Genomic DNA, 24516 nt, shown 5'->3' with positions numbered 1-24516 from the left:
CGCGGGCCACGCCGCGACGAGGCGGCCCGCGACCCGACGCGGGCGTCGGTGGGCGGGGCGCTCCACCCGGCGCGAGGGGAGACGTCGTGCAGCTGTCCCGTACCCCCGGTCCGTCCCCCGCGGCCGTCGCCGGGCTGGTGCTCGCCGCCGGCGCCGGCCGCCGCTACGGCAGGCCCAAGGCGCTCGTGCGCCACCGCGGCTCGCTGCTGGTGGAACGCGCGGTGCGGACCCTGGTCGAGGCCGGCTGCGGGCCGGCGCTGGTGGTGCTCGGCGCGGCGGCCGACCGGGTCCGCGCCGACGCCGACCTCTCCGCCGCCCGGGTGGTCGGCAACCCCCGGTGGGCCACCGGGATGGGCTCCTCGCTGCGGGTGGGGCTGCGGGCGTTGGCCGGCACCGAGGCGGTGGCCGTGGTGGTGCTGCTGGTCGACATGCCGGGCGTCTCCGCCGAGGCGGTGCGACGGGTCGCGGCCGACGCCACCCCGGCGTGCCTGGCCACGGCCGGCTACGGGCCGGGCCGCCGGGGGCATCCGGTGCTGCTGGGCCGGGAGCACTGGGCCGGCGTGTGCGCCTCGGCCGTCGGCGACAGCGGCGCGGGCGGCTACCTGCGGCAACGGCTCGCCCGGGTGCGGATCGTGCCGTGCGCCGACGTGGCCGACGACGCCGACCTCGACATCCCGCCCGCCGGGGCCACCGCGCCGCCCGCCGCCGGGGCCACCGCCGCCGCCCCGGACGCCGACGGGCGGCCCGGCCGTGGATGAGGTGCTCGCCGAGCTGCTCCGCCGCTGCGCCGACGGCGACGCCGTCGGCCTGGCCACCGTCGTCGAGACCTGGCGCAGCGCCCCCCACCCGGCCGGCACCGCGATGCTGGTCGGCCCGGACGGCGCGGTCACCGGCAGCGTCTCGGGCGGCTGCGTCGAGGCCGCGCTGCACGACGCCTGCCGGGAGGCCGTGCGCACCGGGCGGCCCGCGCTGCTGCGCTTCGGCGTGGCCGGCGCCGACGCCCTCGCGGCGGGCCTGACCTGCGGGGGCACCATCGAGGTGTACGTCGAACGGGTCGACCGCGCCGGCTTCGCGGAGCTGCCGGCGCTGGCCGGGGCCGTCCGGGCGGGCACGGCGGCGGCGGTGCTGACCTGCGTGCAGGGGCCGCCGGGGCGGCTCGGCCGGCGGATCGTGGCCGGGCCGGACGGCCACCAGGGCAGCCTCGGCGACCCCAGGCTGGACGAGGCCGCGCTGGCCGCCGGCCGCCGGCTGCTGGCCGCCGGACGCAGCGGGCCGGTGCGGCTGCCGCCCGCCGGTCCCGGCGCGGCGGGGCCGGTGCGGGTGCTGGTGCGTTCCTATCCCCCGCCGCCCCGGTTGATCGTGTGCGGCGCGATCGACGTGGCGGCCGAGCTGGCCCGGGTCGGCGTCGTCCTCGGCTACCGGGTCACCGTCTGCGACGCCCGCCCGGTCTTCGCCACCGCGCGCCGCTTCCCGCAGGCGCGGGAGGTGGTGGTCGACTGGCCGCACCGCTACCTCGCGGCCGAGGCCGCGGCGGGTCGGCTGGACGGACGCACCGCCGTCTGCGTGCTCACCCACGACCCCAGGTTCGACGTGCCGGTGCTGCGGCTGGCCCTCGGCCTCCCGCTGGGCTTCGTCGGGGCGATGGGCTCCCGGCGGACCCACCGCGACCGGCTCGGCCGGCTCCGCGAGGCCGGCGTCACCGACGCGGAGCTGGCCCGGCTGAGCTCCCCCGTGGGCCTGGACGTGGGGGGCCGCGACGCCGCCGAGGTCGCGGTCAGCATCGCCGCGGAACTCGTCGCCGTGCGGCACGGCCGCGCGGGCGGGCGGCTGCGCGACGCCACCGGCGACATCCACGGCTGACCGGCCCCGCCGGGGGCCACGGCTGCGCCCCTGGCCACGACTACGGCTCCGGCTGCTGGCTGCGGCTCCGGCCACGAGCTGCGGCTGCGGTCGGAGCCCGGTCGGGGCGAGGCGGAGCCGGTGGGCGCTGGACGAACGTACAACGGCGGGGCCGGCGGGCCCCGCGGTTTTGGTCATCGCGGCGCTGTCGACCCCGCCGGTCGGCCTGTTTGACTACTCCTGCCAGGCGGGGCCAGGGGAGGCGACCGGTGGGACGGATCGAGGAGTTCAACGCGCTCGCCGCGCAGCGGGCCGAGGACGACCTGCTGGCCTGCTGCGCCGTGCCCCGCTGGGCCCGCGAGGTCGCGGCGGGGCGGCCGTACCCGGACCTGGCCGCGCTGCTGGCCGCGGCGCACGCCGCCAGCGCCCGGCTCACCTGGCCGGAGGTCGCGCAGGCGCTCGCCGCCCACCCGCGCATCGGCCAGCGTCCGACGGGGCAGCGCCGGGAGGACGGCTGGTCGCGCGGGGAACAGTCCGGCCTGGACGCGGCGTCCGACGGCACCCGGGCCGCCGTCGCCGAGGCCAACGAGGCGTACGAGCGCCGCTTCGGGCACCTGTTCCTGGTCTGCGCGGCCGGCCGCACCGACGCGGAGCTGCTGGCCGCCGCGCGGGCCCGGCTGGCGCACGACGAGGCCACCGAGCGGGAGGTGGTACGCGGGGAACTGGCGAAGATCGCCGCGCTGCGGATCAGGAAGCTGCTCGATGAGCCGGCCTGACGCGGGGGCGACCGCGCCGCTGTCCACGCACGTGCTGGACACGGTCGTCGGCGCGCCCGCGCCGGACGTCGGCGTCCGGCTCGACCGGCTCGACGGCGCGCGGTGGCGGCAGGTCGCCGCCGGCCGCACCGACGCCGACGGCCGGCTGCGCGACTGGGTGCCGGCGGCACAGTGGACGGCCGGCCGCTACCGGCTCGTCTTCGACCTCGACGCGCGCTCCGGGCCGGCCCCCTTCTTCCCGGAGGTGGTGCTCACCTTCACCGTCGGCGATCCCGCGGCGCGCCTGCACCTGCCGCTGCTGCTCAGCCCGTTCGGCTACACCACCTACCGAGGGAGTTGACAGATGGGAATCGTGCTGGGGCCCAACCGGTACGGCAAGGCCCAGGTGCGCGTGGTCCACGTGGTGCGCGACGGCGACCGGCACACGCTGCGGGACCTCGACGTGCGCACCGCCCTCGCCGGCGACCTGGCCGCCACCCATCTCACCGGCGACAACGGCCAGGTGCTGCCGACCGACTCGCAGAAGAACACGGTGTACGCGTTCGCCCGCAGACACGGCGTCGCCTCGCCCGAGGCGTTCGCGCTCCTGCTGGCCCGGCACTTCGTGCACGCCCAGCCGGCCGTCCGGCGCGCCGAGGTGGCGGTGCGGGAGTTCGGCTGGCAGCGGCTCGGGCAGCACTCCTTCCAGCGCGGCGGCGCGGAGACCCGCACCGCGACGGTCAGCTACGACGGCGAGACCGCCCGGGTCGTGTCCGGGCTGACCGACCTGGTGCTGCTGAACACCACGAACTCCGAGTTCCACGGCTTCGTGCGCGACGAGTACACGACGCTGCCGGAGACCACCGACCGGATCCTGGCCACCGCCGTGGACGCCCGCTGGCGGCACCTGGACGCCGACGCCGACTGGGACGCCGCCCACCGGCAGGTACGCGAGGCGCTGGTCGCCGCGTTCGTCGAGACGTACAGCAGGTCGTTGCAGCAGACCCTGTACGCGATGGGCCGCCGGGTGCTGGAGACCCGGCCGGAGGTGGCGGAGATAAAGCTCTCGCTGCCCAACCGGCACCACCTCCCGGTCGACCTGTCGCCGTTCGGGCTGGACAACCCCAACGCCGTCTTCGTCGCCACCGACCAGCCGTACGGGCTGATCGAGGGCACCGTCGGCCGCGACGGCGTCGCCCCGGCCGACGGCGACTGGTGACGCCGTGATCGTCATCGACAACTGCGCCGTCGCCACGGTCGACGCCGCCGGCACCGAGCACCGCGCCGGGCACCTGGTGATCGGCGACGACGGGCGGATCGCCGCCGTGGGGGCCGGGCCCGCCGGCCCGGTGGACCCGGCGGCCCGTCGGATCGACGGCACCGGCTGCCTGGCCACCCCGGGCCTGGTCAACACCCACCACCACCTCTACCAGTGGGTGACCCGGGGGCTGGCCCAGCAGTCGGACCTGTTCGGCTGGCTCACCACCCTCTACCCCGTCTGGGCGCACCTGGACGCCGACATCGTGCACGCGGCGGCCGCCGCCGGGCTGGGCTGGCTCGCGCTGTCCGGCTGCACCACCAGCACCGACCACCACTACGTGTTCCCCCCGGGCCGCGACGACCCGCTGGCCGCCGAGATCGAGGCCGCCCGGCTGGTCGGGCTGCGCTTCCAGCCGTGCCGGGGCTCGATGGACCTCGGCCGGTCGGCGGGCGGCCTGCCGCCGGACTCGCTGGTGGAGGACACCGAGGCGGCGCTGCTGGCCACCGAGGCGGCCATCGACCGCCACCACGACCCGTCCCCCGGCTCGATGCTGCGGATCGCCGTGGCCCCGTGCTCGCCGTTCTCGGTCACCGGCACCCTGATGCGGGAGTCCGCCGCGCTGGCCCGGCGGCGGGGCGTCCGGCTGCACACCCACCTCGCGGAGACCGTCGAGGAGGAGGAATACTGCCGCGCCACGCACGGCTGCGCCCCCGTCGACTACGCCGAGCAGCTCGGCTGGCTCGGCGACGACGTGTGGCTGGCCCACGGCGTACACCTGGACGACCCGGCGGTGGCGAAGCTGGCCGCCACCGGCACGGCGGTGGCGCACTGCCCCAGCTCCAACGCCCGCCTCGGCGCCGGCACCGCCCGCGTGCCGGACCTGCTCGCCGCCGGGGTGCCGGTGGGCCTCGGCGTCGACGGCGCGGCCTCCCAGGAGGCCGGCCAGCTCGGCGCGGAGCTGCGCCAGGCGTTGTACGCGGCCCGGCTGCGCGGCGGCCCGGCGGCGCTGACCGCCCGGCAGGCCCTCGCCCTGGGCACCATGGGCGGGGCGCGGTGCCTCGGCCGCGCCGACGAGATCGGCTCGCTGGAGGTGGGCAAGCTCGCCGACGTCGCGCTCTGGCGCGTCGACGGGCTGGGCCACGCCGGCATCGACGACCCGGTGGCGGCCCTGGTGTTCGGCCCACCGGCGCCGCTGGCGCTGCTGCTGGTCGGCGGCCGGGCCGTCGTCGAGGACGCGGAGCTGCGCACCGCCGACGCCGACGCCCTCGCCCGGGCGGCCGCCGGGGCGCACCGCCGGCTGCTGGAGCGGGCCCGATGAGCTACGACCTGGTGCTGCGGTCCCGCCGGGCGGTGCTGCCGGACGGGCAGCGGCCGGCGGCGGTCGCCGTGGCCGCCGGCCGGATCGCCGCGCTCGCCGGCTACGACGCGCCGCTCGACGCCGTCGTCGACGACGACCTCGGCGACGTCGCCCTGCTGCCCGGCCTGGTGGACACGCACGTGCACGTCAACGAGCCCGGCCGCACCGAGTGGGAGGGTTTCGCCAGCGCCACCCGGGCCGCCGCGGCCGGCGGCGTCACCACCCTGGTCGACATGCCGCTCAACAGCGTCCCGCCGACGGTCACCGTGGCCGCGCTGGAGGCCAAGCGCGCCGCCGCGCGGGGCCGCTGCCACGTCGACGTCGGGTTCTGGGGCGGCGTCGTGCCGGGCAACCTCGGCGACCTCATGGCGCTGCGCCGGGCCGGGGTGTTCGGCTTCAAGGCGTTCCTCGTCGACTCCGGGGTGCCGGAGTTCCCGCCGGTCGACGCCGGCCTGCTGGAACGGGCCCTGGCGACGGTCGACGCGCTCTTCGTCGTGCACGCCGAGGACCCGGGGTCGGTGCGCGGGTCGCCCCCGTCGCCGCGCTACGCCGACTTCGTGGCGTCCCGGCCGCCGGAGGCCGAGCGGTCCGCCGTCGCCACGGTGGTGGCCGCAGCCCGCCGCGCCGACGCCCGCGTGCACGTGCTGCACCTGTCGTCGGTCGCGGCGCTGGCCGAGCTGGCCGCCGCGCGGGCCGACGGCGTGCGGCTGACCGTGGAGACGTGCCCGCACTACCTCGCGTTGACCGCCGAGCAGGTGCCCGACGGGGCGACGGAGTTCAAGTGCTGCCCGCCGATCCGGGACCGGGACAACCAGGACCGGCTCTGGGCGGCGCTGGCCGACGGCGCGGTGGACTGCGTGGTCAGCGACCACTCACCCTGCCTGCCGGAGCTGAAGCGGGCCGACACCGGTGACTTCGCCACGGCCTGGGGCGGCATCGCGTCGGTGCAGCTCAGCCTGCCGGTGGTGTGGACCGAGGCCCGCCGCCGGGGGCACGGCCTGGCCGACGTGGCGCGGTGGATGGCCGCCGGCCCGGCCGACCTGGTCGGGCTGCCCGGCAAGGGCCGGATCGCGGTGGGCGGCGACGCCGACCTGGTGGCCTTCGACGCGGACGCCGGCTTCCGCGTCGAGCCGGGGCTGCTGCACCACCGGCACCCCGTGACGCCGTACGCCGGTCAGCGGCTGACCGGGGTGGTGCGGGCCACCTGGCTACGCGGCGAACCGGTGACCGGCGACGCCCCGCGCGGTCGGCTGCTGCGGGCGGACGCGCCGTGAGCGGCCGTCCCGAACCGGCCGCCGGCCGCACCGACCTGGCCGACCTCGCGGCCCTGCCCGACCTGGCCTCGCGCGCCTTCGGCGGTGGCGTGGTCGTCGCCAACGACGAGTTCTTCGCCGCCGCGGACAACCTGGTCGACCCGCTGCCGCCGATCTTCTCGCCCCGCACGTTCGCCGCGAAGGGCCAGGTCTACGACGGCTGGGAGACCCGCCGCCGCCGCGAGCCCGGCGCCGACCACGCCGTCGTCCGGCTCGGCCTGCCGGGCGTGGTGCGGCTGCTGGTCGTCGACACCAGCTTCTTCACCGGCAACTATCCGCCGTTCGCCGCCGTCGACGGGTGCGCCGTCGACGGCTACCCGGGGCCGGACGAGCTCGCCGGGGCGCGCTGGGTGCCGCTGCTCGACCGCTCGCCGCTGGCCGGGGACAGCCGCAACGTCTTCCCGGTCGACGTGCCCCACCACGTCACCCACGTGCGGCTCACGATCTTCCCCGACGGCGGCGTCGCCCGGCTGCGGGTGCACGGCGACGTGGTGCCCGACCCCCGGCTGCTGCCCGACGTGCTCGACCTGGCCGCGACGGAGCACGGCGGCCGGGTGCAGGCGTGCAGCGACCGGTTCTACGGCGCCCCGCAGAACCTGCTCGCCCCCGGCCCGGCCCGGGTGATGGGCGAGGGCTGGGAGACCGCCCGCCGCCGCGACGACGGCAACGACTGGGTGCTGGTCCGGCTGGGCGTGCCGGGGGTCGCGCAGTTCGTGGACCTCGACACCAGCCACTTCAAGGGCAACGCCCCGGGCCGGGCCACGTTGCGCGCCGCCGACGAGCGCCACGGCGACCTCGACGACCCGGCGGCGTGGTTCCCCCTGCTGCCGGAGACCCGGCTGCGGCCGGACACCCGGCACCGCTTCCCGGTCGACGCGCCCCGGGCCGCCACCCACGTCCGGCTGGACATCTTCCCCGACGGCGGGATGGCCCGGCTGCGGGTGACCGGCCGCGTCGACGCCGCCGGCCGCGACGCCATGGCGGCCCGGTGGCGGCGCACCCGGCCGCCGGCGGCCGACCCCACCGGCGGCTGAGCCGTGCCGGTCACGCGATCGGCGCCGGCGGCACGCGGCGGGCACACAGCTTCCTGACAGTTGGCGGCGATCCTGGGCACCGGCGTGACCGCGTCACGCCGAACGTCCGACAGGAAGGCGTCACGATGAGGAAGTACCCGATGGCCGCGCTCCTCCTGGCCGTCATGATCGGTGGCACGGGGTGCTCGACCACCGGATCCGACCAGGCCGACACCGCCGAGCCGCCGGAGGTGGCCACGCTGCGCACCGAAACGCCGTCCGTCGCCGCGTCGACGCCGGGGGCCGAGCGTCCCCGCGAGCGCCTCGACGACACCGAGGAGGACGCGAAGGCGCGCGTGCGGCCGTACGAGAAGTGCATGGCCGACCACGGCGTCGACGTCCACCGGGAGCGGGCCGGCGGCGTCACCACGGGCCGGATCGGGAAGGCGAACAAGGCCTGCGAGAACCTGCTGCCGCTGCCGCCGTGGGAGCTCGACCCGGCCAACCCGGAGGCGCGGGACTTCGCGCGGGACGTGGTGGCCTGCCTCAAGGAGAAGGGCGTGCGCTACGTCGAGGTCAACCCCGACGGCCCGGGCTGGTCGTTCGGCGGCGAACAGAACGACGCGGAGTCGATCTCGAAGGGCATGCGGTTCTCGCCGGAGTGCGAGCGTGAGGTCGCCGCGAAGCGCAAGTGACCACGCGGACCGGAGGCGCCACCCGCAGTGCGGGTGGCGCCTCCGTCGTTCGCCGCCCGCGACGGTGCGGTCGGTCGCCGCCTCCCCCGCGTGCTCCGTCTTCCCCGCGCCGGTCAGGTCGAGGCGAGCGCCTCGGTCGGCGTGAGCCGGGCGGCCCTGATCGACGGGTAGACCCCGGCGACGACGCCGACCACGACGGCGCCGCCGAGCCCCGCGAGCGTCGCCGGCAGCGGGACCACGACCGGCCAGCCCTGACCGATCGCGTACGCGGCGGTGGCGGCCAGCCCCACCAGGGTCCCGGCGACACCGCCGAGCGCGGCCAGGGCGGCCGACTCGGTGAGGAACTGGGCGCGGATCTGGCCCCGGTGCGCGCCCAGCGCCCGACGCAGGCCGATCTCGGTGCGGCGTTCCCACACGGCGATCACCATCGTGTTCGCCACCCCGATCCCGCCGACGAGCAGCGCGACCGCGGCGAGGCCGAGGAGCAGGGCGGAGAAGGCGCCCTCGGTGGCCCGCTTCGCGGCGAGGGCGTCCGACGGGCGGGTCACCACGACCTGCCCGGGCTGCTCCGGCGAGACGGTGGCGGGCAGGACCGCGCGGACGGTCTCGATCGCCGGCTCGCGGCACTGGACGTAGATGACCGTGGGGTGGCCGTCGAAGCGGAGCTGGCTGCGGGCCGCCTCCCAGCCGACCAGGACCGAGCGGTCGATGTCCGGGGAGAGCGGCGTGGCGGCGAGGATGCCGACGACGGTGAACCACCGGTCGCCGATGATCACCATCGGGGCCGGGCCGCCGGTGGCGGGCAGGTCCGCGAACCCGAGCCGGGTGGCGGCGACCGAGCCGAGCACCACGGTCGGGAAGCGCTCGGTGACGGGGTCGAGCCAGCGCCCGGAACGCACCGTGGCGTTGATGGCCTGCGGCAGGTCGAGGCGCGCGGCGAGCACGGTCAGGCCGGAGCCGTCGCGGGCGTCGGTGCGGTCGTTGCGGCGCACCAGCGTGTGGGTGTTGGCCACGGCGCTCGCGACCGTGACCGGGCCGATGCGCTGCACCATCGCCACCGACTCCGCGGGCAGCCGCGGCGGGTCCGTGCCGGGTTGCGCCATGACCTGGAGGCTGTTGGTGCCCAGGGCGGACAGCTCGCGCAGCAGCGCCGCCTGGCTGGCGGCGGGGACGCCGGTGACCAGGACCGTGGTGGCGATGCCGATCGCGATGCCCAGGGCCGAGAACGCGGCCCGCATCCTGCGGGTACGGATGCCGAGCAGCCCGACGTCGAGCAGGTCGAGCGGGGAGAGGCGGACCGGACGGATCATCGGACGGCCGCCGTGTCCCGCACGAGCCGGCCGTCGCGGATCTCGACGCGTCGGGGCAGGCTGTCGGCGATCTCGTTGTCGTGGGTGATGACGGCGATGGTGGTGCCCTCCTCGTTGAGTCTGCGCAGCAGGCGCAGGACGGCCTGCCCGGTGCCGGTGTCGAGGGCCCCGGTGGGCTCGTCGGCCAGCACCAGGGCGGGGCCGTTGACGATGGCCCGGGCGATGGCGACCCGCTGGCGTTCGCCGCCGGAGAGCTGGGCCGGGCGGTGGCCGACCCGGTGAGCGAGGCCGACCCGGTCGAGGGCGTCGAGCGCGAGCGCCCGGCGACGCCTGCGCGCGACACCGGCGTAGAGCAGGCCGGTCGCCACGTTCTCGGCGGCGGTAAGGCCCTCGGCGAGGTGGAACTGCTGGAAGACGAAGCCGAGCCAGCGGCCCCGCAGGGCGGAGAGCTGACGGTCGGAGAGCGCGGCGACGTCCTGCCCCGCGATCCGGATCGTGCCGGAGCTGGGTCGGTCGAGGGTGCCCATGAGGTGGAGCAGGGTCGACTTGCCGGAGCCGGACGGCCCGACGATGGCGAGCAGCTCGCCCTCGGCGATGTCGAGGCAGATCCCGCGCAACGCGTCGACCCCGCCCGGGTAGCGCCTGCTGACGTCGCGCGCGGACAGGACGGTCCTCACGAGGTGGTCACCACCCGCGTGCCCGCGACGAGCCCGGCTCCGCTGATCTCGACGAGGCCCTTGGCGAACAGGCCGGTCTCGACCGCGACCAGGCCGCCGCCCTCGACCTGGACGGCGTAGCCGCCCTCGGCGAGCGCCAGCAGCGCGCCGACCGGCGCGACGAGGACGTCCTCGTGGGTCTCGGCGACGAAGTCGACCTGCACGTCGGCAAAGCTGATCTTGGAGACGGCGGCGGACCTGTCCAGGGTGACGGTCACGGTGACCTTGGCCGGGCCGCCGCCCGTCGGGTCGTCGCCCGCCGCGGCCTGCACGGCCTGGCCGACGGCGGCGACCTTGCCGCCGGCCGCGCTCTCGTCGGGCAGCCGCACGTCGACCACGTCGCCCGGGCCCACCGAGGCGGCGTCACCGACGTCCATCTGCACCGTGACCACCTTCGCGGTCTGGGTCACCGACATCAGCGGGGAGTTCGCGCTGTCGCCGGGCTGGGCGGCGACCGAGTCGACCCGGACCGCGCCGACGAGCACCGCCACGTCCCCGGGCTCGACCGCGCCGGTCGCCGGGACCCCCAGGTCGACCTGCCAACGCTTGACGGCCGCGCGCAGCCCGGTGGTCAGGACGGCCTCGCCCCGGCCCACCGTCACCGCCGGGCGGGACGCGGACGGCGACGGAGCCGGCGACGGGACCAGCCGGGTGCCGGGCCTCGGCTGGTCGCCGATCTCGTAGCCGAGGGCGTCGAGGTTGTCGGCGACGATCCGCACGTCCCGGCCGACCGTGCCGAGGTCACGCAGCGGGCGGTACAGCGGCATCCCGCCGTAGAACAACGGCACCGGCCGGTCGTCGACGCGGTAGAGCTGCTTCCCGCGCCGGACCGCCGCCCCCGGCGCGGGCAGCCACGTCACCGTGCCGTCCCTGCCGCCCCTGACCACCCGCGCGGCGCCGTAGCCGAGCGTGCCCGGCAGCGACTGCGACATCGACATGTCCTGCTGCACCAGCGCCACGCTGCGCACCCCGGCGGATCCGTCGACGGCCGGCGGGGGCCCGGCGTCCCGGCCGGACCAGACGACACCGGCCGTGACGGCCAGCACCGCGAGCACGACGGCGGACGCCACCGGCCTCGGCAGGCGTCGGCGGCGCTGGGCCGGCTCCGCGCCGACGACGGGGATGACCTGGGTTTCGGTGTCCGACGGCGGCACCGTTCGGGGCAGTGGCATGGCGCGATGGTGGCCCGGGAATATCAGGATCCTGTCAGGCCCGGACGTGACCTGTTCCGCACCGTCGCCACGCGGCCGCGGCGCACCGCCCCTGGGCTGCGCGGGCCCGCTGCCGCCCCCGTCACCGCCGAGGTCACGGCCGGTTCGGGGGCGTCGCGCCTGACCTATAGTCCCCACCATGTGCGCACAGGTGATGCTCGCGGAGGACGACCGGCGGCAGGCCGAGGCGCTGCGCCGCTACCTCACCGCGGCGGGGCACGAGGCGACGGTCGTGCACGACGGCGAGGCGGCGCTGCGGCAGGCCCGGCAGCGGCCGTTCGACCTGCTCGTGCTCGACGTGATGCTGGCGGGGCTGGACGGCATGCAGGTCTGCCGCATCCTCCGGCAGGAATCGGACGTGCTGATGCTGATGCTGACCGCCCGGTCGAGCGAGGACGACCTCCTGCGCGGCCTGGACCTGGGCGCCGACGACTACATGACCAAGCCGTTCAGCCCCCGGGAGCTGGTGGCCCGGATCCGGACGCTGCTGCGGCGCGTCCGGACGACGGGGCAGGAGTTCCCCGTGCACCGGGTCGGGCGGCTCACGGTCGACGAGCCCCGGCACACCGTGACCGCCGGCGGCGTCCCGGTCGACTGCACCGCCGGCGAGTTCGCGATCCTGGCCGCGATGACCCGCCAGCCGGGGCGGGTGTTCACCCGCGGCCAGCTGCTGGAACACACCCGGGGCGTCGACCGGGAGTCGACCGAGCGCACCATCGACGTGCACGTGATGAACCTGCGCCGCAAGATCGAGTTGAACCCCCGCCGGCCCCAGCAACTGCTGACCGTCTACGGCGTCGGCTACAAGCTCGGCCCCGGCGCGCCGTGAGGCGGCAGCGGGTGCCGCCGCACCGGAGCCTGGTGGTGCGGCTGCTGGCCACCTCCCTGCTGGTGGCGGTCTGCGCGATCCTGGCGACGACCTGGCTGGCCGTGCAGTCGACGACCCGGGCGATCCGGCAGGAACAGGGCCGCTCGCTCGCCGACGACAAGAGCATCTACGACACGATGGTGGGCTACGCCGCCACCCACCGGGACTGGTCGCAGGTGGCCCCCGTGCTCGCCGAGCGGGCCGGCAAGCTCGAACGCCGGATCACCCTGATGACCCCCGACCGGCAGGTCATCGCCGACTCCGCGCCGCAGGGCCCGTCGCTGCACGGGGCGCGGCCGTCGGCGACCGTCGACCCGTTGCAGGTGGACCTGGGCCTGACCGGCGGGACCGAGCGGATCGACCCGCGCGTGCTCGGGCCGTACGTGCTGACCGCGCAGGAGAGCGCCTTCAGCCGCGCGCTGGCCTCCCGGTGGCTCGGCTGCATCCGCGGCGAGTCCACGCTGGACGGCAAGGTCGTCGTCGGCCCGGGCGGACGGGCGGCGGTGCAGGTGACCGGGCCGGACGTGCGCGACGTCGCCGGCTTCTGCCTGCCGACCGAGCTGGCCGAGCCGATGCCGAGCGAGGCCAAGGGGATCGCGCAGCTGACGACCGCGACGAAGACGTGCCTGCGCGAGGCGGGGCTGCCCGACCGGGTCACGATCCGGGCGGACCGCAGCATGGTCCGCAGCGGCGACGCCCGCGTCGACCGCCAGGCCGACGCCTGCTTCCAGAAGGCGCGGCTCGCCCAGCTCAGGTCGTACGTGGCCCCGCCGGCCCTGCTCTTCGTGACCGACGAGGCCCAGGGCTCCACCGGGCCGGTGTTCAACCTGTCCCGGGGGAACCTGGTCCGCATCGCCCAGGTGACGGGAGCGGTGCTGGCCGCCACCGTGCTGATCACCGTCCTGGTCGGGCGGCGGCTGGTCCGGCCGCTGCGGGCACTGACCGACGCCACCCGGCAGCCGATGGACGAGCAGGCCCGGGTGCCGGTGACCACCCGCGACGAGATCGGCCTGCTGGCCACCGCCCTCAACGACCTCGCCGCCCGGCGGGAACAGACCGAGGAGCTGCGCAAGAGCATGGTCAGCGACGTGGCGCACGAGCTGCGGACGCCGCTGAGCAACATCCGCAGCTGGCTGGAGGCCGCCCAGGACGGCCTCGCCCAGCCCGACGCCCAGCTGCTCAGCCTGCTGCTCGACGAGGCGCTGCTGTTGCAGCACATCATCGACGACCTGCGGGACCTGGCCGCCGCCGACGCCGGCGACCTGCGCATCCACCGCGAGCCGCACTTCGTGGCGGACCTGCTGGAGCAGGTCGTCGAGGCGCACCGGGGCGCCGCCGAGGCCGCCGGGGTGCGGCTGGGCACCGAGCTGCTCGCCGACCCGGAGCTGCCGGTCGACGGCCCCCGGCTGCGGCAGCTCGTCGGCAACGTGGTCGCCAACGCGGTCCGGCACACTCCCGCCGGCGGCTCGGTCACCGTGCGCTGCGCCGTCCACGACGACCAGGTCGCCATCGCCGTGTCCGACACCGGCACCGGCATCGCACCCGCCGACCAGGCCAGGATCTTCGACCGCTTCTGGCGGGCCGACGACTCGCGGGCCCGCAGCACCGGGGGCAGCGGGCTCGGCCTGTCGATCGCCCGCAAGCTCGCCGAGGCCCACGACGGCACGATCGGCGTCGAGAGCGTCCTCGGCCGGGGCAGCACCTTCACCATCCGGCTGCCGGCCGCCGAGCCGGTGGCCGCCGGTCACCGCCGTCCGGCCGCGCGGCGATAGCAGCGGGGCGGCTGGGCGGGGCCTGTCGGGCCGCCGCACCGGGGTCGTCGGGCCGGGCGCGCGGCGACGCCACGGGCGGACCGGTCACGGCGGGTCGAGCGGCCTGGCCTTCTGCGGGTGGAGGGTCTCGTGGCGGGCCAGCATCGCGACAAACTCGGCGATCTTCCGCTCGCGGGTCTGCGCCCGCTTGACGGCGTTGAGGCGGTAGACGAGAGCGAACCGGTTGGTCCTGGTGAGCACGTCGAACATGGCCTGGGCGGCGGGGTCGGCGGCGATGGCGGCGAGGAGGTCGGCCGGCACCTCGGCCTCCGACGACGGGGCGTAGGCGGCCGTCCACCGCCCGTCGGCCTTGGCGGCCTCCACCGCCGCGCGGCCCGGGGGCCGCATCCGCCCGTCCGCCTCCAGCCGGGCCACGTGGGCGACGTTGCGCTGCGACCAGACGCTGCGGGGCCGGCGCGGGGTGAACCGGATCCAGGAGGTCTCCTGGTCCCGCTTGCGGGCCTGCCCGTCGATCCAGCCGAAGCACAGGGCCTCGTCGACCGCCTGCTGCCAGGTCAGCGTCGTGACGGTGCCGCCCTTGCGGGTCAGGGCGAGCCAGACGCCGGGCGACGTGGCGTGGTGGGTCGACAGCCACGCGCGCAGCGCGTCCGCGTCGGCGACGATCAACTCGTCCAGCTCGGCAGTCGCCATGAGGGCAGGTTAGCCCTCCGTGGCTGGGGCGGTGGCCGCGCCCTCCGGGTCACCGTGCCGCCGGGTCAGACCCGCTCCCGGGCGGATCGCCGACGGGCCGCGGCGATCTCGGGATGGTGGCCGACGGCCCAACCGGCCAGCGCGGAGAGTGGCTCCAGCAGGCTGACGCCGAGCGGCGTCAGCCGGTACTCGACGCTCGGCGGCGACGTGGGGAACACCTCCCGCTCGACCAGACCGTCGCCCTCCAACGTGCGCAGGCTCCGGGTGAGCATCCGCTGGCTGATGCCGTCGACCGCCCGGTGCAACTCGTTGAACCGGTGCGGCCGCCGGTCGAGCAGGGTGAGCAGCAGCAGCGTCCACTTGTCGCTCACCCGCCGCAGCACGTCGGTGACCGGGCAGTTCTCGTACTCGCCGGCCGGCACGGGCTGCGGCAACCGGTGGTCGCCCAGCCCGGCACGCACACCGGTGTTCCCTGTGGCCATGAAGGTGCCTTCTTTCGCTCGCGCCGGTCGACTGCCGAGGATGGACCCGGTCGGTGACGAACCGTAGTGGAGGCGGCATGGGCTTCGTGGTGGTCAGTGGCGGCACCAACGGAATGGGACGGGCGTTCGCCGTCGGGCGGGCCGAACGCGGTGACCGGGTGCTGGTGCTCGGCCGCAACCGCGAACGCGGCGAGGCGCTGGCGGGTGGGTCCGTCGCGTTCCTTCCGGTGGACCTCTCCAGCGTGGCCGAGACCCGGCAGGTCGTCGCGCACATCCTCACCGAGCACCACGTCGTGGATGCGCTGACGCTGTTCGCCAACGCGGTGGCGCCGCGTCGGGTCGTGACCGACGAGGGGCTGGAGCAGACGTTCGCGCTCTACTATCTCAGTCGCCATCTGCTCAGCTTCGGCCTGCGTCCCGCCCTGGACCGGGCCGCCGCCCCGGTGATCGTGAACGTCGCCGGCGTCGGCGTCACGCGGGGCGGGGTGCGCTGGGCCGACCCGCAGCTGACCTCGGGCTACTCGGCCGTCACCGCCCAGTTGCAGGCCGGTCGCGCCAACGATCTGCTCGGCGTGGGCTTCGCCGCGCAGTCCGGCAGTCGCGCCCGTTACGTGCTCTACCATCCCGGTTTCACCCGCAGCGGCGACCGTGGCCCGCTGCCGCTGCTCGTGCGCGGGCTGCTGGCGGCGGCGTCGGTGGCGGCCCGCCCCGTCGCGGACTCGGTCGCCCCGATCCACCGGTTCCTCGACGCGCCCCCGGCCGAGCCGCTGACGGCCGTCGACCGCCACAAGCGGCTTCCGCTCGACCTTCCCACGCTCGACCCGCGGAACGCCGCACGTCTGATGCAGCTCACGGAGAAGCTGCTCGACTGACCGCGCGCGGCGTCACGCCCGGTGTGCCCGCCACTGCTCGGCCGGGGTGAGCGGCACGAGCGGCGGCCGCCTGACGGCCGTGGTCAGCTCGATCCGCCGCCCCTCGGCGGCCGAGCGCAGCAGGGCGGTCATCGTGTCGAGCACGTGCAGCGCCACGTCGCCGCCGGCCCGCGGCGCACGCCGGCCGTCGGCGGTGACGGCGTCGATCAGGCCGACGCCCCGGGCGCCGTCGACGTAGCCGGCCCCCGGGGGCAGAGCGCGCCACCCGCCGTCGCCGAGCGCGAACAGCCGGACCTCGCCGTCGAAGTGGTTCGGGTCTGGCACGGCGAGGGTGCCATTCTCCCCGTGCACCTCGATCGGCGCGGCCGTGGTCGCGACGCCGTCGAAGCTCGTGGTGAGGGTGGACAGCACCCCGTCGGCGTGTTCGAGCACGCCGGTGACGTGGGTGTCCACCCGCACCGGCACCCGCTGGCCCAGGCGCGGGCCCGAGCCGATGACGCGCTCGTCGCGCAGCCGGCTGGCGGCTCCGTGCACCGCCCGGACCGGCCCGAGCAGGTGGACCAGCGCCGAGATGTAGTACGGCCCCATGTCCAGCAGCGGCCCCCCGCCAGGGGCGTAGTAGAAGTCGGGGTGGGGATGCCACCGCTCGTGCCCGGGGGTGACCATGACGGCCGACGCGGACAGCGGGCGGCCGATGAGCCCGCCGTCGATCGCGGCGCGCGCCGTCTGCGTGCCCGTGCCCAGGACGGTGTCCGGCGCGCACCCGACGCGGACGCCGGCCGCCGCGGCCCGCTCGACGGTCGCCCGGCCGTCCGCGAAGGTGGCGGCGAGCGGCTTCTCCACGTACACGTGCTTGCCGGCGTCGATCGCGGCACGGGAGACCTCGGCGTGCGCCGCGGGGATCGTCAGGTTGAGCACCGTCTGCACGTCGGGGCGGTCGAGCAGCCGCTCGACGCTCACCGCCTCCGCGCCGGGCAGCCGGGCGGCGGTCGCGGCGGACCGGGCGGGGTCGAGGTCGGCCACCGCCACGACGCGCACCGCCGGGTGGTCCGCGAGCGTGTCCAGGTAGGCGCGGGAGATGACCCCGAGCCCTACGACGCCGACGCGGTGCGGGTCGCCCACACCATCCCCCTCTCGATGACGGTGCGGATGCTCGGGTGCTCCAGCACGTCGAGGCTGTGCCCCGGGGTGGTCACGACGACGCGCCCGGCGCCCCACCGCCGGGTCCAGATCGCCGGCGAGGTGACCGGCCGGTGCCACGGCTGCCACGGCTGCGCCGGGTGGGTGGTGGTGGCCAACACGTCGATCAGGTCGTCGTGCAGCACCCAGTACTGCTCGGTGACCAGCTCGACATCGCCGATCCCCGCGGTGATCGGATGCTCCCGGCCCAGGTCGGTGAGGCGGATCGTGTGCGGCAGGAAGTTGTCCTCCGCCCCGCCGTGGCGCTCGCACGGCTCCTTGCCCGGGTGGGTCGCGAACTGGCCGCCGACGAGGTGCAGGTAGTCCGACGACATCCGGAACGAGTCGACGATGCCGCCGTGCCAGCCGGTGAACCCCGTCCCGGCGGCGACCGCCGCGCTGAGGCCCGCGACCTGCTCCGGGGTGATCTGCGACATCGTCACGCACTGCACGACGAGGTCGGTGGCGGCCAGCTCGTCGGCGTCGGCGTAGACGTCCGTCGACTCCTCGATCCGTACGGCGTAGCCGCTGCGTTCGAGGAACGGCAGGAACAGCTCCGTGGCCCGGACCGGCTCGTGCCCCTCCCATCCGCCCCGCACCACCAGTGCTCTGCGCTGCGCCACCCTCGCTCCCTTCCTGGCCCGTGCGCCGAGGCCCACCGGGCTCACGCTCCGCCGGGCTCCTGCCGCAGGGCCTCCCGGGCCACCCTGAACGCCCGGTTCGCCGCCGGTACGCCAGCGTAGACGCCGACCTGGAGCAGGACCTCCGCCACCTCCTGCGGGCCCAACCCGTTGCGCAGCGCGGCGCGGACGTGCATCGCCAGCTCCTCGTCGTGGTGCAGGGCGGCGAGCACGGCGAGGGTCACGCAGCTGCGGGCGCGGCGGTCCAGGCCGGGCCGGCTCCACACCTCCCCCCACGCGTAGCGGGTGATGAAGTCCTGGAAGTCGGCGGTGAACGCGTCGGTGCCGGCGATCGCGCGGTCGACGTGCGCGTCCCCCAGCACCTCCCGGCGCACCGTCATGCCTGCGTCGTGCCGCTCGCGGTCGTTCATCGGTCACCGGGTTCCTCGTCGACGGGGTCGGGCGGGAGGAGGTGGTCCCGCAGGAGCCGGCCCACCCGCCCGGGTTGCTCCACGTTGGCCAGGTGCGCCGCCGCGTCGACCACGGCCAGCCGCGCCCCGGGGATCAGTCGGACGATCTCGCGGGCGTGCGCGACCGGGGTGGCCGGGTCGTCCGCGCCGGCGACGACAAGCGTCGGCGCGCCGATCCGGCCGAGATCCGCGCGCAGGTCCATCGTGGCGATCGCCTCGCAGCAGGCGGCGTAACCGGCCGGGGAGGTCGCGGTCAGCATGGCGCGGTAGCCGGCGACCACGTCCGGCCGGGCCGCGGCGAACGCCGGGGTGAACCAGCGGGCCACCACCGCGTCGGCGATCACCGCCAGGCCGCCGGCACGCACCGTCGCCGCCCGCGCCCGCCACTGCCCGGGCGGGCCGAGCGACGCCGAGGTGCACAGCAGCGCCAGCCGCCGCACCCGCTCGGGCGCGTGCGCGGCGAGCCACATGCCGACCATGCCGCCGAGGGACAATCCCGCGCAGTGGACCCACGGCACGTCGAGGTCGTCCAGCGTCCGCAGCAGCTCCCGGCCCAGCAGGTCCATCGTGTACGGCCCGGCCGGCACCGCCGAACGGCCGTGGCCCAGGTGGTCGTACCGGATGACCCGGAAGTGCCGCGCGAGCGCCGGGACCTGGGGTCCCCACATCGCCCCGGTGGTGCCGAGCGAGCCGCCGAGCAGCAGCACCGGCGCGGCGGCCGGGCCGTCGACGGCGAGGTGCAGGCGGGCGGTCACCCGTGGCCGTCCCGGGCGGCGGCCAGGGCGCGGTCGACGAGCCGGCCGGCGGAGCCGAGCCAGCGGCGCGGGTCGAGCGCCTCGTCGACGTCGGCCTCGGACAGGTGGGCGCGGATGTCGGGGTCGGCGAGCAGCGCGGCCCGGAACGCGGGCGCGGCGGCGGCGCGGGCGACCAGGTCGTGTGCGACGCCGCGGCCGACGGCCGGGGCGAGCCGCGCGGCGACGGCCTCGGCGAGCACGAGGCCGCCGGCCGCGTCGAGGTTCTCCCGCATCCGCCCGGGGTGGACCCGCAGCCCGGCCAGCATCCGGGCGCAGCGGGCGGCCGCGCCGCCGGCGCAGCGCAGCAGGTCGAGCAGGGGTTCCCACTCGGCGTGCCAGGCGCCGGCGGCGCGCTCGTGCTCGTGCACGGCCGCGGCGAACAGGGTGGCGACGAGGCCCGGGCCGCGGCGCGCCGCGGCGGTGACGAGGACCGAGTCCACCGGGTTGCGCTTGTGCGGCATGGCCGAGGAGCCGCCCCGCCCGGCGTCGCCCTCGGCGACCTCGCCGACCTCGGTCTGGGCGAGCAGCCCGACGTCGAGCGCGGCCTTGCCGGTGGCCGCGAGGAGTCCGCCGCAGGCGGCGGCCAGGTCGAGCCGGGGCTGCCGGCGGGTGTGCCAGGGCAGCGCGGTGGCGGGCAGGCCCAGGTGCGCCGCGAACCGCTCGGCGACCTGCGGGCCGGCCGGGCCGAACGCGGCCAGGGTGCCGACCGCGCCGCCGAGCTGCGCGGGCTGCGCCGCGGCCGCCTGCCGCAGCCGGTCGCGGGCGTCGGCCAGGCCGGTCAGCCAGCCGGCCGCCTTGAGTCCGAACGTGGTCGGCGCGGCCTGCTGCCCGAGGGTCCGGGCGACCATCACCGTGTCCCGGTGGGCGGCGGCGAGCCGGGCGGCGGCGTCGACGGCGGCGTCGAGGTGCCGCCGCAGCGGGTCGTGCGCCCGCACGGCCACCAGGGTCAGCGCCGTGTCCAGGACGTCCTGGCTGGTCGCCCCGACGTGCACCCAGGGCCGGGCGGACGCCGGCACGGCGGCGGTCAGCTCCCGCACGAGCGGGACGACCGGGTTGCCGGCGGCGTCGGCCGCCCGGCCGAGCGCCACCGGGTCGTACCGCCCGGAATGGCAGTGCGCGACGATCGCGTCGGCGGCCGCCGGGGGCGTCACGCCGGCGTCCGCCGCGGCGCGGGCGAGCGCGGCCTCCACGTCGAGCATCGCCCGCAGCAGGGCCGGGTCGCCGAGTTCCGCGTCGACGTCCGGGGCCCCGGAGAGGCCGCCGAGCAGCCCGCCGGGCAGGCCGTCAGACGGCGAAGAAGACGGTCTCACGGTCGCCCTGGAGGCGGATGTCGAAGCGGAGCCCGTCCGGCGCGGGAGCCGCCAGCAGCGTGTCGCGGCGGTCGGCGTCGACGCCGCGCAGCACGGGGTCGACGGCGTTGGCCGCCGGCTCGTCGGGGAAGTAGAGCCGGGTGACCAGGCGGTGCAGCAGCCCCCGCCCGAAGACGGACAGGGTCAGGTGGGGGGCCTCGGTGCCCCCGTCGGGGTCGGGCAGCGGGCCCGGCCTGACGGTCAGCAGCCGGTAGCAGCCCTGCCCGTCGGTCTCGCTGCGCCCGAAGCCGCGGAAGCCCGCGAGCGCCGGCGGCCGGGCCCCGCGGGGGTCGTCGGGGTGGTCGAACCGGCCGTCGGGGTCGGCCTGCCAGCTCTCCACCAGGGCGTCGGTCACCGGTCCGCCCGCGCCGTCGGTGATCCGGCCGCGCACCCAGAACGCGCCCGGGGTGCCCTCGGGCACGACGTACGGGCCGTCGGGCCAGCGCAGGCCGATGTGCAGGTACGGCCCGGCGGTCTGCGCGGGGGTGACGCCCAGCCGCTCACCCATCGCCGTCGGCCCCGTCCTCGAAGGGGGTGCCCTCCCGGCCCCGCAGCACGATGTCGAACTCGTACGCCAGCGCCCACTCGGGCATCGTGGCGGCGTGGTCGTAGCGGGCGACCATCCGCTGCCGGGCGGCGGGGTCGCGGACCGACTGGGCGATCGGGTCCCGGGCGAAGAGGGGGTCGTCGGGGAAGTACATCTGCGTCACCAGCCGCTGGGTGAAGGCCCGGCCGAAGAGGGAGAAGTGGATGTGCGCCGGCCGCCAGGCGTTGTCGTGGTTGCGCCAGGGGTAGGCGCCGGGCCGCACGGTGACGAAGCGGTACCGCCCGTGCTCGTCGGTGAGCGCCCGGCCGACGCCGTCGAAGTGCGGGTCGAGCGGCGCCGGCCAGGTGTCGCTGGCGTGGCGGTACCGGCCGGCGGCGTTGGCCTGCCAGATCTCCACCAGCGTGGCGGGCACCGGCCGGCCGTCGCCGTCGCGGACCCGGCCGTGCACGACGATCCGCTGGCCCTGCGGCTCCCCGTCGTGCTGGCGGGTCAGGTCGTGGTCGAGGTCGCCGAGCCGCCCCGCCCCCAGCAGTGGCCCGGTGATCTTGGTCAGCCGCTGCGGCAGGTGGGCCGGCGGCCGCCGTGGCGCGCGCGCCACGGTGGACCGGTAGCCGGGGCTGAGCAGGGGCGGGTGGGCGTCGACGTCGTCGCGCCGGTAGCGCGGCAGCGGCAGGCCGCCACCTACCTGGTGGACGGTGTCGTGGGTCATGGTCCTCCCGTCGGGCTGTCGGCGGTCGCGGGGACGCGCCCCGCCAGAGGTTTCCCGCCGGCCACGAGAACCCGGGCGACGCCGGACGTTCGCCATGCGGACCGCCGTACAGATGTCGAACGTAGGCGCGGCCGACGGCATCCGTCAACGCCGGGACCACCGTCCACCGGGGAGGGCCCCGCGCGCGGGCCGCGCGTTGACGCGGGCCGGGGACGCGTGCCAACGTTCCACAGGAGAACACCCGTTCGCTGAGCGAACACTCCCGGGAGGATTCCGCTGATGCGTACCCAGGTCGGGATCGTCGGCGCCGGGCCGGCGGGGCTCATGCTGTCGCACCTGCTGCACCTGCGCGGGATCGAGTCCGTGGTGCTGGAGAGCCGCAGCCGCGACCACGTCGAGCACCGGGTCCGGGCCGGGGTCCTCGAACAGGGCTCGGTCGACCTGCTCTGCCGCGCCGGGCTCGGCGAGCGGCTGCTGCGGGAGGGGCTGCGGCACGAGGGCATCGAGCTGCGCTTCGCCGGGGAGTCGCACCGGGTGCCGATGACGGAGCTGACCGGGCGGGCGATCACCGTCTACGGGCAGCAGGAGGTGGTCAAGGACCTGATCGCCGCCCGGCTGGCGGCCGGCGGCCGGATCCTCTTCGAGGCCGACGCCGTCCGCCTGGCCGGCCTCGACTCGGACTCACCGGTCGTCCACTTCCGACGCGACGGGCGCGAGGAGGAGCTGCGCTGCGACTTCGTGGCCGGCTGCGACGGGTTCCACGGGGTCAGCCGGCGCGCGGCGCCCGAGGGGGCGCTGACCACCTACGAGCGGACGTACCCGTTCGCCTGGCTGGGCGTCCTCGCCGCCGCCGCGCCGGCCGTGACGGAGCTCGTCTACGCCCACCACGACCGGGGCTTCGCCCTCTACAGCATGCGCTCGCCCGAGATCTCCCGGCTCTACCTCCAGGTCGCGCCCGACGAGGACGTCGCCGCGTGGCCGGACGAGCGGATCTGGGCGGAGCTGCGGGCGCGGCTGGAGACGGTGCCGGGCTGGTCGCTCACCGCGGGGCCGATCCTGGAGAAGTCCGTCACCCCGATGCGCAGCTTCGTGGTCGAGCCGATGCGCTGGGAGCGGCTGTTCCTGGCCGGCGACGCCGTGCACATCGTCCCGCCCACCGGCGCGAAGGGGATGAACCTGGCCCTCGCCGACGTCGCGCTGCTCGCCGACGCCTTCGCCGGATGGTACGACCGGGGGCGCGCGGACCTGCTGGCGGGCTACTCGGCCACGGCGCTGCGCCGGGTCTGGCGGGCGCAGCACTTCTCCTGGTGGATGACCTCCATGCTGCACCGGCTGGACCGCGACGACCCGTACGAGACGAAGGTGCAGACCGCCACGCTGCGCTACGTCGCCACGTCCCGCGCCTACGCCACGAGCCTGGCCGAGAACTACGTGGGCCTGCCCGAGGTCTGAGGGGAGCGACGCCGCCACAGCGGAGCGTTGTTCAACCTATTCATGACGGGCGTCAGAAATTCTTGACTTTCGATGCCCGGGTGGCCGACCATGGCCAGCACGGCGGCGTGCGCCCCCACGCGGCGGTCGATCCACCCGCAGGCCCGAGGCATCCGCCGGCTTCCGACGCACCACCACCCCGCGCCACCCCCGCCCAGGAAGGGCCCCGTCAATGAAGAAGGTCATGGCTCTCGGGCTGATCGCCGCCGCCGCGATCGCCCGGATGCACCGACTCCGACGCGTCCGCCCCGTCCGAGCAGACCTCGGGCGGCCTGCGCAAGGTCCGGGTCGCGGCGCTGCCCATCACCGAGACCGCCGCGTTGTGGGGCGGCATCAAGGCGGGCCTCTTCGCCGAGCGCGGGCTCCAGGTCGAGGTGCTGCCGGCCCAGGGCGGCGCGCAGGCCATCCCCGCCCTGCTCAACGGCGACATCGACTTCGCGATCGGCCAGCCCTTCGGCGCGTTCCGGGCCGACCTGAGCAACCTCGGCGTCGTCATCATCGGCAACTACGCCTCCTCGTACGCCGACGGTGACGACATCAACGCCGTGGTCGCCTCGGCGAAGTCCGGCATCAGGCGGCCGGCCGACCTCGCGGGCAAGCGGGTCTCGGTCAACAGCCTGGGCGCCGCCGGCGACGTGACGATCATGGCGGCGGTCGAGAGGGACGGCGGCGACCCGTCGAAGATCAAGTTCGTCGAGGTCGCCTTCCCCGACGCCCCGGCCCAGCTGGCGGCGGGCAACATCGACGCCGCCTGGGTGCCGGAGCCCTTCGTCACCCAGCTCAGGAGCCGGGGCGACACCTTCGTCGTCGCGCCCTACCAGGCGGTCGTGCCCGGCCTGACCACCCTCACCACGATCACCACCGCCGACCGCACGGAAAAGGACACCAAGCTGGTCGAGGACTTCTCGGCGGCGATGAAGCGGACCCTGGAGTGGGCCGGGGACCCCGCCAACGAGACGGCCGTCCGGCAGGCCATCAAGGACAACCTCCAACTGCCGCCGCCGGTGGCCGACTCGGTGCGGCTGCCGGCGTTCGGCTGGCAGGTCGACCGGTCGAGCCTCCAGAGGCTCGCCGAACTCGCGCAGAAGTACCAGGTGCTCGACCGGCAGCCCGACCTCGACCGCCTCGTCCGCCAGCGGTAGCGGGCGCGCCCGCGCCCTCCCCGGCCACCCGGGCGGAAGGGGCCGGGCCGCCCACGCGAAC

General features: G+C 76.4%; 26 protein-coding genes. 14 read left to right on the top strand and 12 right to left on the bottom strand.

Annotated elements, in window-relative coordinates; genetic code table 11:
- Positions 1–86 precede the first annotated feature (86 nt).
- From O7628_RS24815 to O7628_RS24775, 9 genes are all read left to right on the top strand, one after another.
- On the top strand, positions 87–758 hold the full coding sequence (locus O7628_RS24815) for an NTP transferase domain-containing protein (RefSeq protein ID WP_278134130.1): 672 nt from the start codon (positions 87–89) through the stop codon (positions 756–758).
- A complete protein-coding gene (locus O7628_RS24810) occupies positions 751–1860 on the top strand; it encodes an XdhC/CoxI family protein (protein WP_278134129.1) in 1110 nt (369 codons plus the stop codon). The genes O7628_RS24815 and O7628_RS24810 overlap by 8 nt, the downstream gene beginning before the upstream one ends.
- 248 nt (positions 1861–2108) lie before the next feature.
- The gene (gene uraD, locus O7628_RS24805; RefSeq protein WP_278134127.1) at positions 2109–2615 is read left to right on the top strand and encodes a 2-oxo-4-hydroxy-4-carboxy-5-ureidoimidazoline decarboxylase; all 507 of its coding nucleotides are present in this window, start codon (positions 2109–2111) and stop codon (positions 2613–2615) included.
- Positions 2602–2955 carry a hydroxyisourate hydrolase gene (uraH, locus tag O7628_RS24800; protein ID WP_278134125.1) on the top strand — a complete coding sequence of 118 codons (354 nt, stop codon included), beginning with the start codon at positions 2602–2604 and terminating at the stop codon, positions 2953–2955. Before uraD ends, uraH begins: the two co-directional genes overlap by 14 nt.
- A 3-nt stretch (positions 2956–2958) precedes the next feature.
- Positions 2959–3813 carry a factor-independent urate hydroxylase gene (pucL, locus tag O7628_RS24795; RefSeq protein ID WP_278134123.1) on the top strand — a complete coding sequence of 285 codons (855 nt, stop codon included), beginning with the start codon at positions 2959–2961 and terminating at the stop codon, positions 3811–3813.
- Positions 3814–3817: 4 nt separating this feature from the next.
- Complete coding sequence (locus tag O7628_RS24790) at positions 3818–5173, top strand: 8-oxoguanine deaminase (RefSeq protein ID WP_278134120.1); 1356 nt, start codon at positions 3818–3820, stop codon at positions 5171–5173.
- Positions 5170–6486 carry an allantoinase AllB gene (gene allB, locus O7628_RS24785; protein ID WP_278134118.1) on the top strand — a complete coding sequence of 439 codons (1317 nt, stop codon included), beginning with the start codon at positions 5170–5172 and terminating at the stop codon, positions 6484–6486. The genes O7628_RS24790 and allB overlap by 4 nt, the downstream gene beginning before the upstream one ends.
- Positions 6483–7559 (top strand): allantoicase, encoded by a 1077-nt coding sequence (gene alc / locus O7628_RS24780; RefSeq protein WP_278134116.1) that lies wholly within the window; start codon positions 6483–6485, stop codon positions 7557–7559. Before allB ends, alc begins: the two co-directional genes overlap by 4 nt.
- A gap of 125 nt (positions 7560–7684) precedes the next feature.
- Positions 7685–8233, top strand: coding sequence for a hypothetical protein (locus O7628_RS24775; protein WP_141724046.1), 549 nt, complete (start codon positions 7685–7687; stop codon positions 8231–8233).
- 113 nt (positions 8234–8346) lie between these two features.
- Here the strand turns inward: O7628_RS24775 and O7628_RS24770 are convergent, their stop codons facing one another.
- Genes O7628_RS24770 through O7628_RS24760 form a run of 3 tightly spaced genes read right to left on the bottom strand, consistent with a single transcriptional unit; the run spans position 8347 to position 11431 of the window.
- On the bottom strand, positions 8347–9543 hold the full coding sequence (locus tag O7628_RS24770) for an ABC transporter permease (protein WP_278134113.1): 1197 nt from the start codon (positions 9541–9543) through the stop codon (positions 8347–8349).
- Complete coding sequence (locus O7628_RS24765) at positions 9540–10220, bottom strand: ABC transporter ATP-binding protein (protein ID WP_278134111.1); 681 nt, start codon at positions 10218–10220, stop codon at positions 9540–9542. Before O7628_RS24765 ends, O7628_RS24770 begins: the two co-directional genes overlap by 4 nt.
- Positions 10217–11431 carry an efflux RND transporter periplasmic adaptor subunit gene (locus tag O7628_RS24760; protein ID WP_278134109.1) on the bottom strand — a complete coding sequence of 405 codons (1215 nt, stop codon included), beginning with the start codon at positions 11429–11431 and terminating at the stop codon, positions 10217–10219. The genes O7628_RS24765 and O7628_RS24760 overlap by 4 nt, the downstream gene beginning before the upstream one ends.
- Positions 11432–11609: 178 nt before the next feature.
- Here O7628_RS24760 and O7628_RS24755 point away from each other — a divergent pair, with 178 nt between their 5' ends.
- Positions 11610–12299, top strand: coding sequence for a response regulator transcription factor (locus tag O7628_RS24755; RefSeq protein WP_278134107.1), 690 nt, complete (start codon positions 11610–11612; stop codon positions 12297–12299).
- Positions 12300–12310: 11 nt separating this feature from the next.
- A complete protein-coding gene (locus tag O7628_RS24750; RefSeq protein ID WP_278134106.1) occupies positions 12311–14110 on the top strand; it encodes a HAMP domain-containing sensor histidine kinase in 1800 nt (599 codons plus the stop codon).
- Positions 14111–14194: 84 nt separating this feature from the next.
- On the opposite strand, the gene O7628_RS24745 is transcribed toward O7628_RS24750, so the two are convergent.
- Positions 14195–14800: a YdeI/OmpD-associated family protein gene (locus tag O7628_RS24745; protein ID WP_278134104.1), complete on the bottom strand. Its 606-nt coding sequence runs from the start codon at positions 14798–14800 to the stop codon at positions 14195–14197.
- Between the two features lie 65 nt (positions 14801–14865).
- Positions 14866–15282, bottom strand: coding sequence for a helix-turn-helix domain-containing protein (locus O7628_RS24740; RefSeq protein ID WP_278134102.1), 417 nt, complete (start codon positions 15280–15282; stop codon positions 14866–14868).
- 53 nt (positions 15283–15335) lie between these two features.
- Here O7628_RS24740 and O7628_RS24735 point away from each other — a divergent pair, with 53 nt between their 5' ends.
- On the top strand, positions 15336–16154 hold the full coding sequence (locus O7628_RS24735; protein WP_278134100.1) for an SDR family NAD(P)-dependent oxidoreductase: 819 nt from the start codon (positions 15336–15338) through the stop codon (positions 16152–16154).
- 12 nt (positions 16155–16166) lie between these two features.
- Here the strand turns inward: O7628_RS24735 and O7628_RS24730 are convergent, their stop codons facing one another.
- Genes O7628_RS24730 through pcaH form a run of 7 tightly spaced genes read right to left on the bottom strand, consistent with a single transcriptional unit; the run spans position 16167 to position 21822 of the window.
- A complete protein-coding gene (locus O7628_RS24730; protein WP_278134098.1) occupies positions 16167–17276 on the bottom strand; it encodes a Gfo/Idh/MocA family oxidoreductase in 1110 nt (369 codons plus the stop codon).
- On the bottom strand, positions 17246–17956 hold the full coding sequence (locus O7628_RS24725) for a ThuA domain-containing protein (RefSeq protein WP_178064319.1): 711 nt from the start codon (positions 17954–17956) through the stop codon (positions 17246–17248). Before O7628_RS24725 ends, O7628_RS24730 begins: the two co-directional genes overlap by 31 nt.
- A gap of 41 nt (positions 17957–17997) precedes the next feature.
- On the bottom strand, positions 17998–18384 hold the full coding sequence (gene pcaC, locus O7628_RS24720) for a 4-carboxymuconolactone decarboxylase (RefSeq protein WP_278134095.1): 387 nt from the start codon (positions 18382–18384) through the stop codon (positions 17998–18000).
- On the bottom strand, positions 18381–19178 hold the full coding sequence (gene pcaD / locus O7628_RS24715) for a 3-oxoadipate enol-lactonase (protein WP_278134093.1): 798 nt from the start codon (positions 19176–19178) through the stop codon (positions 18381–18383). The genes pcaC and pcaD overlap by 4 nt, the downstream gene beginning before the upstream one ends.
- The gene (pcaB, locus tag O7628_RS24710; RefSeq protein WP_278134091.1) at positions 19175–20527 is read right to left on the bottom strand and encodes a 3-carboxy-cis,cis-muconate cycloisomerase; all 1353 of its coding nucleotides are present in this window, start codon (positions 20525–20527) and stop codon (positions 19175–19177) included. The genes pcaD and pcaB overlap by 4 nt, the downstream gene beginning before the upstream one ends.
- Positions 20502–21074 carry a protocatechuate 3,4-dioxygenase subunit alpha gene (gene pcaG / locus O7628_RS24705; protein WP_278134089.1) on the bottom strand — a complete coding sequence of 191 codons (573 nt, stop codon included), beginning with the start codon at positions 21072–21074 and terminating at the stop codon, positions 20502–20504. Before pcaG ends, pcaB begins: the two co-directional genes overlap by 26 nt.
- Complete coding sequence (pcaH, locus tag O7628_RS24700) at positions 21067–21822, bottom strand: protocatechuate 3,4-dioxygenase subunit beta (RefSeq protein ID WP_278134087.1); 756 nt, start codon at positions 21820–21822, stop codon at positions 21067–21069. Before pcaH ends, pcaG begins: the two co-directional genes overlap by 8 nt.
- Before the next feature lie 279 nt (positions 21823–22101).
- Between pcaH and O7628_RS24695 the strand changes: the two genes are divergently transcribed.
- Positions 22102–23274, top strand: a complete 1173-nt coding sequence (locus O7628_RS24695) for a 4-hydroxybenzoate 3-monooxygenase (protein WP_278134085.1) — start codon at positions 22102–22104, stop codon at positions 23272–23274.
- Positions 23275–23633: 359 nt separating this feature from the next.
- Positions 23634–24455 carry an ABC transporter substrate-binding protein gene (locus tag O7628_RS24690; protein WP_278134084.1) on the top strand — a complete coding sequence of 274 codons (822 nt, stop codon included), beginning with the start codon at positions 23634–23636 and terminating at the stop codon, positions 24453–24455.
- The last annotated feature ends 61 nt before the right edge of the window (positions 24456–24516 follow it).

Source organism: Micromonospora sp. WMMD956, assembly GCF_029626125.1.
In the GTDB taxonomy this organism is placed as follows: domain Bacteria; phylum Actinomycetota; class Actinomycetes; order Mycobacteriales; family Micromonosporaceae; genus Micromonospora; species Micromonospora carbonacea.
The sequence above is the reverse complement of the archived record's forward strand: the minus strand, read 5'-3'. Positions and strand labels throughout refer to the sequence as shown.